The sequence below is a fragment of the Pelomicrobium sp. P1 genome, from assembly GCF_052805615.1.
Map to the genome: position 1 here is coordinate 1 of NZ_JBRBEM010000019.1, position 12271 is coordinate 12271.

Annotated in this window: 14 protein-coding genes and 1 pseudogene; all 15 read right to left on the minus strand. The window is 62.6% G+C overall.

Features of this window, described 5'->3' with window-relative positions; genetic code table 11:
* A partial coding sequence (locus ACUVYZ_RS15840; protein WP_446033084.1) for a c-type cytochrome occupies positions 1 to 253 on the minus strand: 253 nt, incomplete at its 3' end.
* A 69-nt stretch (positions 254 to 322) separates the two neighbouring features.
* Complete coding sequence (locus ACUVYZ_RS15845) at positions 323 to 772, minus strand: hypothetical protein (RefSeq protein ID WP_439935462.1); 450 nt, start codon at positions 770 to 772, stop codon at positions 323 to 325.
* A 13-nt stretch (positions 773 to 785) separates the two neighbouring features.
* Positions 786 to 1919: pseudogene (locus ACUVYZ_RS15850) on the minus strand (NAD(P)/FAD-dependent oxidoreductase).
* A 28-nt stretch (positions 1920 to 1947) separates the two neighbouring features.
* Complete coding sequence (locus ACUVYZ_RS15855) at positions 1948 to 2175, minus strand: sulfurtransferase TusA family protein (protein ID WP_147800727.1); 228 nt, start codon at positions 2173 to 2175, stop codon at positions 1948 to 1950.
* 11 nt (positions 2176 to 2186) lie between these two features.
* On the minus strand, positions 2187 to 2573 hold the full coding sequence (locus tag ACUVYZ_RS15860) for a DsrE/DsrF/DrsH-like family protein (RefSeq protein ID WP_439935461.1): 387 nt from the start codon (positions 2571 to 2573) through the stop codon (positions 2187 to 2189).
* Between the two features lie 34 nt (positions 2574 to 2607).
* Positions 2608 to 4248, minus strand: a complete 1641-nt coding sequence (locus ACUVYZ_RS15865; RefSeq protein ID WP_439935460.1) for a sigma 54-interacting transcriptional regulator — start codon at positions 4246 to 4248, stop codon at positions 2608 to 2610.
* Between the two features lie 241 nt (positions 4249 to 4489).
* Positions 4490 to 5725 (minus strand): hypothetical protein, encoded by a 1236-nt coding sequence (locus tag ACUVYZ_RS15870; protein WP_439935459.1) that lies wholly within the window; start codon positions 5723 to 5725, stop codon positions 4490 to 4492.
* Positions 5726 to 5945: 220 nt separating this feature from the next.
* Positions 5946 to 6566, minus strand: coding sequence for an OmpW/AlkL family protein (locus tag ACUVYZ_RS15875; RefSeq protein WP_439935458.1), 621 nt, complete (start codon positions 6564 to 6566; stop codon positions 5946 to 5948).
* Positions 6567 to 6659: 93 nt separating this feature from the next.
* The gene (locus ACUVYZ_RS15880; RefSeq protein ID WP_446033085.1) at positions 6660 to 7034 is read right to left on the minus strand and encodes a MerC domain-containing protein; all 375 of its coding nucleotides are present in this window, start codon (positions 7032 to 7034) and stop codon (positions 6660 to 6662) included.
* Between the two features lie 112 nt (positions 7035 to 7146).
* A complete protein-coding gene (locus ACUVYZ_RS15885) occupies positions 7147 to 7362 on the minus strand; it encodes an FmdB family zinc ribbon protein (RefSeq protein ID WP_439935456.1) in 216 nt (71 codons plus the stop codon).
* A gap of 103 nt (positions 7363 to 7465) precedes the next feature.
* Complete coding sequence (locus tag ACUVYZ_RS15890) at positions 7466 to 8125, minus strand: beta-class carbonic anhydrase (protein ID WP_147800720.1); 660 nt, start codon at positions 8123 to 8125, stop codon at positions 7466 to 7468.
* A gap of 405 nt (positions 8126 to 8530) precedes the next feature.
* Positions 8531 to 8887, minus strand: coding sequence for a diacylglycerol kinase (locus tag ACUVYZ_RS15895; protein WP_439935465.1), 357 nt, complete (start codon positions 8885 to 8887; stop codon positions 8531 to 8533).
* Complete coding sequence (gcvPB, locus tag ACUVYZ_RS15900) at positions 8884 to 10323, minus strand: aminomethyl-transferring glycine dehydrogenase subunit GcvPB (RefSeq protein WP_439935455.1); 1440 nt, start codon at positions 10321 to 10323, stop codon at positions 8884 to 8886. The genes ACUVYZ_RS15895 and gcvPB overlap by 4 nt, the downstream gene beginning before the upstream one ends.
* A 20-nt stretch (positions 10324 to 10343) precedes the next feature.
* On the minus strand, positions 10344 to 10838 hold the full coding sequence (gene tpx / locus ACUVYZ_RS15905; RefSeq protein ID WP_439935464.1) for a thiol peroxidase: 495 nt from the start codon (positions 10836 to 10838) through the stop codon (positions 10344 to 10346).
* A 17-nt stretch (positions 10839 to 10855) separates the two neighbouring features.
* Positions 10856 to 12256: an aminomethyl-transferring glycine dehydrogenase subunit GcvPA gene (gcvPA, locus tag ACUVYZ_RS15910; RefSeq protein WP_439935454.1), complete on the minus strand. Its 1401-nt coding sequence runs from the start codon at positions 12254 to 12256 to the stop codon at positions 10856 to 10858.
* Positions 12257 to 12271 lie beyond the last annotated feature (15 nt).

Sequence of the window (12271 nt, forward strand, 5' to 3'; positions counted from 1 at the left end):
CCTTGGCGTGCTGGTGCATGACGGTGGCGGGCTTCGAGCCGTCTTTGAAGGCTCTGAGCGCCTTGTAAAGATCTTCCTTGGGTTTCCCCGCCAGCGCCGGCATGCCGCCCACCGCGCGCCCCTCGGTACCGTGACAGGCGGCGCAGCTCGCCGCCCAACTGCGCGCCTGAAGGTCTTCGGCGGCCAGGCTGCTGGCCCCCCCGAGCCCCAGGCTTGCCGCCACCACCGCAACCATCGCCTTTTTGCTTCCCATGGGCTCCTCGCTTGTCCGTTTGTCCATCTGTTCGTCCGTCGCGGGAAATGCCGGTCCCCGCTCGGGCGCTCAGCGCCCAGAGGCTGCCCCTGCGCCTTCGCCCCCCTGAAGCCGCTTCTTGAGCGCCCGGCCCCAGGCGAGAAACAGGCCCAGCGCCTGCTGGCTTTGCGCCTCCTTGAGCAGCCGCCACAGCCCGCTTAAGCCCCCCGCCGCCGGCGCTTTCTCCGCCGCCTGGACCGCCTGCTCCAGGCTCGCCAGCAGCGCCTCCACCGTCTCCAGCCGCGCCAGCACCCGGGGCAGCGCCTGGGCGATGCGCTCCAGCGCCCCTTGCGCTTCCAGCCGCTCGAGCATCGCCACCAGGCGATCAAGCCCGCCACGGCTCAACCGATCCACAAGCCCCAGGCCCGCGCCCGCCGCCTCCGCCAGCCGCGCCACCATGTCGTCGGTGACCGCGTCTCGGGCCGCCCCCGTCAAGTGCTCCCACTCGCAGAGCGCACCCCCTTGCCCTTGCGCTTCCATGCCTCGCCTCCGCTTAAAGCAGGCCCCGCGCCGAGAGCCAGTAGAGCTTGTTGTAGGCCACCTTGAACCAGTGCACCGCGCGGGTGGGCGGCTGCGGCTGGGGCGGCTGGGTGTAGTTGAACATGGCATAGGTGGCGCGGTCCTTGCCCGCTTCGATGAAGCAGAACACCTTGCCGTCGTAGTCGCGCACCGGCACGCCGAACCGCACCAGCGCCGCCAGGTTCTCGCCCAATACCTCGGCCTCGAAGTGGGCCGTCGAGCCCGCTTTGCTGATGGGAAGATTGGTGGTGTCGCCGAGGACGAAGACGTTGTCGCGCCCCTCCATGTTGAGCCGATACCGGTCGGTGGGAATCCAGCCCCCCGCCCCCAAGCCGTTTTTCTCGATCACTTCCATCCCCCGATGGGCCGGGATGGTGATCAGCAGGTCGTAGCTCACCTCGGCGCCTTCTTCGCTGTAGACAAGGCGCTTGTCTCCATCGACCGCCTTCAGGTTGAACAGGGTCTCGTAGGTGATGCCCAGACGGTCGAACTCGGGCGCCGCCCACCGGGCCACGTTCTCGAGCGTGTGGATGCGCCCGAGGGGATAGGTGTAGTGGATCTGGACCTTGTCCCGAATGCCCCGCTCCTGAAAGTAGTCGTGCAGCATGAAGGTGATCTCCAGCGGCGCCATAGGACACTTGTGGGGCACGCCCATGGCGATCACCACCTTGCCACCCTTGAAGCCCTGCAGCGCCTTGAACATCTTCACCGCCGAGGCTTCGGTATAGAAGCAGTGGGCGTTTTCGGCCAGCCCCGGCGTCAGCTACGGCGCCATACGGGAGCCGGTGGCAATTACCAGGATGTCGTAGTCGTAGACCGCCCCGCTCTGGGTCTTGACCTGGTTCTTGTCCAGCCAAAACTCGGTCACCGGATCGACTTGAAACTCGATCCCCGGCTCGAGCAGGCTCGCTTGCTCGCGGTAGAGCTCCTCCGGCGTCATGCGCCCCAGCGCCACATAGAGCAGCCCCGGCTGATACATGTGGCGCTCGGAGGCCGAGAGCATGATCAGGCGCACCGCGCCCGCTTTGAGCTCCGGCCGCAGCCGCCGCGCTAAGTTGTTGCCGAGAATGGTGCCGCCCATCCCGCCGCCGACAATCAAGATCTTCATCGCTGCCCCTCGGGTTGCTGTGAATCCGCTATTTGGCCTTGCGCACCGTGATGTGCCAGACGCCGTCCTCCTCTCGGCTGCCGAGCAACTCGTGCCCCACCTTGCGCACCCACTGCGGGATGTCGTGGGCCGAACCCCGGTCGGTGGAGAGCACTTCCAGCTCGTCGCCCACTTCAACGAGCTTGAGCTGCGCAATCAACTCCATCAGGGGCCCTGGACAGAAACTGCCGCGGGCATCCACGATCTTTTTGACCATCACCCCCCACCTCAGAACGACCAGACCTGGGCATCCTGACAATCCTCTAAAAACTTCGTCAGCCCCAAGGGCTCGGCCAGATAAGGCTCCAAGTCCTCGCGCTGCAAACCCAGCACGTCCATCGCCATCGAACAGGGATAGAGCTTGGCCTGCCCCAGCTCCACCGCCTGTTGAAACAGCTGCTTGAAAGGCGGCGCCCGCCTCTCTTCCAGCCGCACACCCGCCTCGCCCTCGGCCAGCGCCAGGGGCTCAACCCCTCGGCGAAAATAGGGCAAAGCATTCATCGATAAGAACACCGCCACTTCGTGGCCGCTCACCGCCCCCACCGAGGCCACCATCGCCGCCATCTGCAACCGCTCCCGCATCCCCGAAACCACCACAACACCGATCTTGGCCATGAAACGAAGCCTCAACGTGAATTCATAAAGGCCCTCAGCGTAAGGGAAGCATCGCTTCGCGCTCGCAGCCGCCTTTTGCCAGCGCACCCTTGCGGTTGCGATAAAGCTTGGCATCAATGCCATAAGCCTTGAGCTTAAAATGCACCGCCCTGGGCGTGATGCCCATCTCCCGCGCCACAGCCGTCACATTCCCTCCATAACGCGCAAGCGCCTCACGAATGACCTTGTCTTCAATCTGCATGGCGGCCTGTCTCTTGATCATCCGTAGCCCAAAGCGTTCCGGCTCGGTGCGAAGCGCGCAAGCCTGGGAATCAAATAGGATCTCCTCAATGACCGCCCCCTCGGCGAACAGGAAGGAGCGCTCCAGGACGTTCTCTAGCTCCCGTACATTCCCCGGCCAATCGTAGGTCATAATCTGGATCCAAGCTCGCTCGCTCAGCGTTTTCGCCGCGGTCCCATATTTCTCAGATAGCTGGCTGAGCATGTGGTGGGTAAGCGCCGAAATGTCTTCCTTCCTCTCGCGCAGCGGGGGAATGTAGATGGGAACCACGTTCAGCCGATAAAAGAGGTCGCGCCGGAATTGTCCAGCGGCGACCATTTCTTCGATGCTGCGGTTCGAGGCGGCGACCACTCGCACGTCCGCGCGCAGCGTGTGCTTCCCCCCGACCCGCTCGTAGGTACCATCCTGGAGAACGCGCAGCAGGCGCGTCTGGGCAGACAGCGGCAGCGAATTGATTTCGTCCAAAAACAGCGTGCCCCTTTCCGCGCGCTCGAAGAAGCCGTGGTGGACTTGATAGGCGCCCGTGAAAGCCCCTTTCTCGTGACCAAAGAGTTGGCTCTCGATCAAGCTCTCCGGAATCGCACCGCAGTTGACGGCCACAAGTTCACGATTTCTGCGCCCGCTCAGCGCGTGGATGGCGCGCGCGATGACCTCCTTGCCGACGCCGGTTTCACCCAGGATCAAAACCGTCGCTGTCGTGGGCGCAACCCGTTCCACAGCCTCCAACGCTCTGCGCATGGCCGCCGACTCGGCAACGATACTGGGTCGCCCTGCACGCCCTGGGCTTCCGTCAGGGACAGCGCACCAGAACTGGCGGAATTTCTCCTGAACCCGCATGGTGACTTCAGACGAAAGGGACGTGGAGACAATGAGATCGCCGGCCCGGTGGTATTCGTCTCCCTCCTTTCCTTTAGCCTTCTCCGGATCAAGATAAATGAGGACCTCGCACATGTCGGCACCCGTAGCGATGCGCTTTTTGAGTTCCACCTTTGCATAACCCATGTTGCGAGCGGCGATTCCGCCGAAAACGCTGGAAGTCATGCGGCATAGTTCGGGAGCCTCCTTCACCGCGTCCCCGAATGGGCAGCGCGTATTCACGACCCGCACCACACCCGCTTGGCTAGAAGCGCGGGAAAAATTTCCACCGATCTGGTTTTTAATGGACACGATCACGTCGGCGTACTGATCTGCAGTCAGCGGCCCATCTCCAATGCCTTTATGCTCACGGCATGCTTTTTCAAAACAAATACTCGCCCCCAAACCCAAGTGCTCGATGTAACTCGATTTTCTTCCACACTGGCTGCACCCGAGCTGATTGGCCACCTTTAGGCTCTGGACCACGAAGCTTTGCAGGAAAGAGATCGCGCTCAACTTCGAATGTGACTGGCTCGTCATGGCCTCCTCCTTGCGCGTAGCGCTAAGCGATTATTTTTTCAACTATAGTGCAATCATCGTACCAAGACGAAGCCAGTAATTTTATTGTTAAATCAATTAGATGCGCCTAAGGAGTAGGCGTTTAAGAAAAATATCTTCCCGACTGGAAACGCGTATCAGAAAAAACGCATTGAATCAGTTTGGTGTACATACGAACTTGCGCTTCGCGCTAAGAAGTACAATTTCTCGAGTACAACACCCGTTAGTGGGCGTAAGCCGCGTCTACCCTTTCGGTTGTCAGCTTGAGCTGAAGCCAGAAGGAATTTTCCGCCCCCTGGAGTCCCGTCGGCCAATCCCGGTTGTACTGCACTCGGAGGCCTACGTACCGGCCCAAGAATCGGGTCAGACTTGCCGTTGCCCGCATACGCCGGCTCCGTTCTGGGTCAGGCGTTTTGCCGTTGCGACCGTCGGCGTACTCCAGGCGCATGCCGGCTGCCAGCGTCCGCTCCAAGCGCCAAACGCCTTGCACAACCAGCCCCCAGTCCCTGAGCGTCTCCCGATCAGCATTCCCTGGGTCGCCAGCTTCATAGCGGCGCCCGAGTGCTTCCAGCCTAAAGCTGGTCAAGCCCCCCAAGGGGCCAGGGCCCGGGGTTCGTCGCAGTTCAACATCCGCCTCGATGATCGAAGTGGTCGTCGTCATTCCACTCGCGTTGGGGCCCCATAATGCGGTGAGCCCCGATACGACCCTCGATCCTTCGGAGAGGGTCCCTTCTGTCTCTCCACGCACCCAATGCAGCCGCTCGCGCAGTCCTCTGGAACGGCGGGCGATCAGACCGTGCCCCCCCACTTCTTCGCCCGGTTCAAACAAAAAACTGCTCGCCGTCTCGCCCCGAGCGCTCTGCACGCCGTAGAAAAGCCTGTATGTCCCAGAGAAGGGCCATAGAATCCTGATACCCCCGTTGCTAAGCTGCTCGGGGCCGAAGAGACGGGTATGGATGACGGGTTTGTCGACGAAATGTGAATCCTCGAAATGCTCTGGATTGAAGCGCCCCACTTCAGCAAAGAAGCGGCCGAGCTTGAGCTGCGGATGATCGCGCCCGTCACCCAGGATTAGATACGCCTCTTCCAGCTCCGCCGTGATCCCATCGCCGGGAGACGCACGCAGCATGGCGCTGGCCTCCACTGCGGCGTTTCGGATAAAGGCGACCCTGGGATGCAGGGTAAACAAATGCAGCGGGCGGGCATTGCGGTTCGCCTCGTGCGCACCCCCCTGCAAAATAGCGAGCGTTGCGTCCTCCGCGGTGCTTACGCCAATCATACCGACATAGGTGAGACTGAGTTCGGCTCCTGGTACGCCAGGCAACTGATCGCCGCTTTCCTGTTGCGCTTTGCCAAGCGGCTCACGGTGGCTAGTCGCCCCGGCAAGAGTAACGGCGTCCCCTCCAAGTTGGGCAATACGGCTACCCTGACCCGCCCCCTGTCTCTCGACCAATTCCATTGCGGCCGCAGGCTTTGGCTCGCTCATCGCCAGGCAAAGCAAGGCGAGAAGCGTGGCGAAGCGAAGACAAGTACGGCACCGGCACTCTGACGTCGACAGCCCGCTTAGCCTTTTGCACGGCAGGCGTCCCCTCTCTGGCCGCCGACAACCTAAGCGACGACAACATTGGGGCCTCAAGTATGAACACCTCACCAAGGCTAGCTCCTTCGCTGCGGGACATCTAAAAGCGGTAGCCGATGGCGGCGCTGATCACTGTGGGATCCAAACCAATAGTCTCTACCTTGGAGCCCCCTTTGAAGACCACGTCGGTGTCGATGTAGAACTTCTTGAAATCCAAATTTAGGAAGTACTGTTTGCCCAAGGCATAGTCGAAGCCCGCTTGCAGGACCGGCCCGGTGCTGGACTTGAAGTCCTCCAGCAGGGAGAACACCGGACCGCCTTGCCGGAAAAATACGGTGCGATTGACACCTACGCCCACGTAGGGCCTGAAGGCGCTCCCGGGCAGAAAACGGTACTGGACCACCACGTGAAACGGGGCAAGGCTGACCTTGCCGAGGTTCCCCAGGCCCGGCGCTGAAAACTCATGCCGCGTAATGCCGAGTGCCGTGTTCAGCGCGATGCTTTCGTTCAAATGGTACGTCAGGCCGACTACCGGATTAGTCTCGGTGCTGGCGTCGGCGCCGATCACTGGAGAGTCGATCTGAGGCGAGACATGCATCAGACCGACCGCCACATCGAGACCCAAGCCGCGGCTTGTTTCCCTAGGCTGCGGTTCGGCCTGGGCTACAGAATAAAAAAACAAGGCGCCGAGGAAGACCGTTGTGCACAATAGCCGCGTCATCTCTTTCTCCTTCCTCTCTCTTCTCGCACTCCCGAAAGGCACGCTCGCAAATGCTGGTCAGCGCACTCTCCCCGCTTGAAGGTCTTGTCACTCTCACACCGCGCCGCAGCCGCCTTCGCCGCAGTTCAAACAGACGCGACAGAATCGCGCGTTAGCGACATGCGAGACGATCATTACCGCTCCGCCTGCTACCGTGAGCACTGTCTCGAGCGCTTCACTCACTAGCTGCTCCGGCAGCAATACAGCAGTCAAGAGCATGCCCACGCCCAGCACGCAGCCGATCCACACGCCTCGTTTCCGATGCCTTTTGTAACCGGACACGAAGGCAAGAATGCCCATCAGGAAAACGAGCAACACCAGTACCCTGTGAGTTGCGATCTCCGCCAAGGCCAAAGTGGGCAATACCACTGCGATCACCGGCAGCGCTAAGCAATGGGTAATGCACAGCAAGGAGGCCGTGACACCCAAGGAGTCCCAACGAGACGCTCTTATCAAAAAGACCGCGGAACCTCTCATACTCCTCCCTCACAAGCCATGGCAGCGCTTTGCGCAATTACAGTCCGCGTCCCGGCGCCCTGTCCTAGGGGCAGCAGCGGCATCCCTTTCCGCACTCGGGTAGGGACCTCATCGCCAATTCCCTTCCGACGGCCGAGGAGTCGTGGATCGCCGGCGCGGAAAGAATCACTTTTTGCGTCGCACCGCCGCAGGCGGGACAAACTGGACCAGGAGCGCGTATCCGCTGTTGAACTTCGAAGACGGCATTGCAGGCGAGGCAGCGATAATCGTACGTGGGCATGGAATCGCTTCCCTCCTCTGTTGAAGACTCCCGAAAGAGGGAGAGCGCTTGCGTCCATGCCCCGAACTTGGTCGGTCGCTCCCGCGCTCTCCCTCCTTGTCGCCTATGACCAGCGCGGAGGCTGTTTACCCTTCACCTTCATGGAGGCAGCCGTCGCCTGGGTGACCGCTCTGGTCGCCGCGTTCGGATCTGGCTTGCGCAGCCTGCGGAACTCCGTTTCCCAAATCCAGCCACTGATCACCACATCTTTCGGTATGAGTGGATGGTTGCGCAAAAGCTCGACGCACTTAATACAGGTCAAGTCCACGTCATCCATCATTCCGATCCACTTTGCGAACGCGCCCTTCTCGAGCTTGAGTTCGGGCAAAGAGGGATCGATCGGCACGTTGTCCACGTCAATTCCTTTGTCACGCAATGCCTTTTCAAGATCAGCCGCATTTGCTGAAAGCATCCCGCAGCCGGTGTGCTGCAGCACCACGATTTCCCGCGTGCCAAAAAAGTTGATTGTCAGCATTGCCGAACGAATGGCATCGTCGGTGACAATGCCCCCAGCGTTGCGGAACAAATGGGCATCGCCACCGCCGACCGGCGTGTCGCACCGGATGCCAAGCGCTTCATCCACCGGCAAGCGTTCGTCCATGCATGCCAAGACCCACAGCCGGCGGTTATTTGGACCTTCGGCACCAAATTGACGCCGAGTTTCCCACCGCTCCCGCTGAGCCACCCAGTCTTCCAACTGACCTTTCAAGTAGGTGAACGCCATTGACTCCTCCTGGTAGTTAAACAATCAAACCTTTGCGGCTCGAGCGCAGCCCTTTTCCGCAATATTCATGCCGCTGAGGAAGACCACAAAAATACAAAGGCTTGTCTCCTCATGGCGCAACAACAGCGAGAAAAACCAGAACGGTGGCAGCCACAGCCGAGCCTTGCCTGTTTAGCTGCACCTTGATGATTTGATAGAAGTTTGCTTCCCGGCGAAGGGAAATTTCAGCAAAGAAGCCCGAGTTCTCAACTCAGAGCATCCTGAAGCGTAGTCCTTCAAGAGGCGCAGTCACAGGTGGGGTCAACACATCCCCACAGCCTGCACTGGGTGCGGATTTCCCGGCGGGAGGCGTTCAGGGAAACGGGTGAAACCGGCGACCAGGACTCAACCGAGGATGACGCAGGCCTAAACGACGGAGACGTTCACCGCACTCACCAACACCGCCGCGCCGTCAATGTCCTTGGCCCGTTTGGCGAGGGAGCGATTTTGCTGCGACACCCGGTCCACCGCCGCTTCCACCGAGGAGTTGAGCAGCTCCACGATCAGCACCAGGAAGACGCTCGCCACCATGAGGGCCTTGCCAGTGCCCGAAGCGGGCAGGAACAGGGCCAGGGGGATGAGCACCGCGGCGATCCATACTTCCAGGCGGAAGGCCCCTTCCCAGCGGTAGGCGGCCTTCAGCCCATCCAGGGAGTGGAACAGGGCGTCCCACACGTGCTTGAGTCCCGCCTCCCCTTTGCGCGGATGCTCGGGCGGGGTTATTTCCACCGCAGGTCCAGCACGCGCGCGGCGCGCGTCTCGTCGAGCCGCTTCACGGGAAGGGTGTGGGGCGCGGTCTTGACCCGCTCGGGGTCTTCGCGCGCTTCCCGCGCCACCTGGACCATCGCCTCCACGAACGCATCCAGGGTCTGCTTGGACTCGGTCTCACTGGGCTCGATGAGCAGGCATTCGGGGACAAGTAGAGGGAAATAGGTGGTGGGCGCGTGAAAGCCGTAGTCGAGCAGCCGCTTGGCGAAATCCATGGCGCTCACCCCGGTCTCCTGCTTCAAGCGCTTGAGCGTGACCACGAACTCGTGGCCCGCGCGCCGGCTGGGATACGCCAACTCGAACCCTGCCTGCCTGAGCCGCACCATGAGGTAATTGGCGTTGAGGGCGGCGAAGGCGGACACCCGGCGCATGCCTTCCGCGCCCAACATGCGGGCATAGACGTAAGCCCGAAGAAGCACGCCCGCGTTGCCCAGGTGGGCGGACAGGCGCCCGATGGTCTGGGGCCGGTCGCGCTCGGTCAAAAGCCGAAGCCCTCCGCCTTCCTCCGTTACGATGGGCACGGGCAGAAACGGCAGGAGCTTCTCGCTCACTCCCACCGGCCCCGCGCCCGGGCCACCTCCGCCATGGGGTGTCGCAAAAGTCTTGTGGAGGTTCACGTGGACCACGTCGAAGCCCATGTCGCCAGGACGCACGCGTCCCAGGATGGCGTTCAGGTTGGCGCCATCGTAGTACAGCAGCCCCCCGGCCTCGTGCACCAGGCGCTGAATGTTCAGGATGCGGCGCTCGAACACACCGAGCGTCGAGGGGTTGGTGAGCATGAGTCCCGCCGTCTTCGGTCCCACCGCGGCTGCAAGGGCATCCAGATCCACGTCTCCATCGCGCGTGGTGGGCACTTCCCGCACCGTGTAGCCGCACATGCTGGCGGTGGCCGGGTTGGTGCCGTGGGCCGCGTCGGGAACGATGATTTCGGTGCGCTCTCCATCGCCCCGGGCCTCGTGGTAGGCGCGGATCATCGCGACACCGGCAAACTCGCCCTGGGCCCCTGCCATCGGCGCCAGGCTCACGCCGGCCATGCCGGTCACCGCCTTCAGGATTTCCTGGAGCTCGTAGAGACAACGGAGAAAGCCTTGACCCGTGCGTTCAGGTGCCCGCGGATGGCGCGCCAGGAATTGGGGCAACATCGCAAGAGCCCCGGCCGCCCGCGGGTTGTATTTCATGGTGCAGGAGCCCAGCGGATAGAAGTGGGTGTCGATGGAGAAATTCCGTTGCGATAGCCGCGTGTAATGGCGCACCACGTCCAGCTCCGATACCTCGGGCAGGGCGATGGCGGAGCACCGACGCAGTGCGGCTGGGATGTCTTCCGGCTCCACCCACTCGGGGGCCAACGCCGTGTTCAGGCGACCGGGCTGCGACAGCTCGAAAATCAGCATGCGATCATCGGGAAAAACGCTCACTTCAGCGCCGCCAGCGCCGCCTCGTAGTTGGGCTCGTTCTTGATCTCGGACACGAGTTCGGCATGCTTCACCACGTCGTTCTCGTCCAGCACCAACACCGCCCGGGCGCATAAGCCCGCCAGAGGCCCGCTCGCGATTTCTACGCCGTAGTTTTTCTTGAACTCGGACCCGCGCAGCGTGGAGAGGGTAATGACGTTGCTCAAGCCCTCAGCGCCGCAGAAGCGCGCCTGGGCGAACGGCAGATCCGCCGAGATCACCAGCACCACGGTGTTGGGCAGGCTGGAAGCCTTTTCGTTGAAGACGCGGGTGGACTTGGCGCAGGTGGGCGTGTCCAGGCTCGGCACGATGGAGAGCACCTTGCGCTTGCCGGCGAAGTCCTTGAGGGACACGTCTTTCAGGTCCTTGCCCACGAGGGTGAAGGCGGGCGCCTTGGTGCCGACGGTGGGAAAGTTGCCATTGAGGGTGATGGGATTGCCTGCGAAAGTGACCATCATGTTCTCCTTGGGGGTTACGTTTTCATCGCACAAGGCGGAAGCTTGATGCGCTTGCCGAGAATGCGTTCCAGGTGCTCGGCCAAGCGCTTCAAATCGTCCTCCTCTTTGGTCTCGGTGGTGCAGATGAGTAGCCCGTGCCCGAGTTCGGGGTAGTCAGGGGCCAGCTCGACACCACCCAGGATGCCCTGGGCCTCCAGCGCCCGCAGCACCTCGGTGGTCGGGGCCGCCACGCGAAAGGCCATCTCGTGGAACACGGGCCCGTCGAATAGCCGCTCCACGCCCGGCACCGCCTCCAGCAGCCGTGCCAGCCGGCGCGCGTTGGCGTGGCAGCGACCGGCCACGCGGCGCAACCCTTCGGGCCCCAGCAGGGCCATGTACACGGTGGCCGCCGCCACCGCCAGGCCCTGGTTGGTGCAGATGTTGGAGGTAGCCTTGGCGCGGCGGATATGCTGCTCCCGCGCCTGGAGGGTCAGTGCGAAACCGCGGCGCCCGTCCCGATCCACGGTGGCGCCGGCGAGTCGCCCGGGGAGTTGGCGCACCAGGGCCTGGCGGCAGGTCATGAAGCCGAAATAGGGACCGCCACCGGAAAGCGGTAGGCCCAGGGGCTGCCCGTCCCCTACGGTGATGTCGGCGCCTTCCCCTTCCCATTCCCCCGGCGGCTTCAGGAGCGCCGCCGTCATCGGGTTCACGAGCCCGATGGCCAGCAGTCCCCGGGAGCGGGCGAAGCGGCACAGGGCGTCGGCATCCTCCAGCACCCCGAAGTAGTTGGGCTGGGGGATCACCAGCGCGGCGCAGCCCGCCGTGTCGATGGCTTCCAAGGCCTGCAAGTCGGTACGGCCGCTGCCCGGATCGAACGGCACCTCGATGAGCTCGATGCCCTGGGGCTGGGTGAGAGTGCGGGCGACGGCCCGGTAAGCGGGGTGAACCGCGCGGGGAACCAGGACCCGGCGCCTGGTCTCTGCCCCACCGCCGTGGCAGCGCACCGCCATCAGCACCGCTTCGCCCAGGGCGGAAGCGCCGTCGTAGAGGCCGGCGTTGGCCACCTCCATGGCCGTCAGGGCGCAGATCATGGACTGGTACTCGTACATGAGCTGCAGCGTTCCCTGGCTCGCCTCCGCCTGATAAGGGGTATAGGCGGAATAGAGCTCTCCGCGGATGACGATCTGCCACACGGCGGCGGGAACGAAATGCTCGTAGGCACCGGCGCCGCAGAAGTTGAGATAACGACCGTCCGCTTCGGCGCGCTCCAGCATCAGCCGGGTAACCTGGGCCTCTCCAAGGGCCGGCGGCAGCTCTGCGAAGGCGTCGAGCTTGAGGCCCGCGGGGATCTCGTCGAACAGGTCGTCGAGGGCCTCGATGCCGATGGCTTCGAGCATTTCGGCCACGTCCCGCTCGGTGTGAGGAATGAAAGGCATCGTGGAACCTAAGGG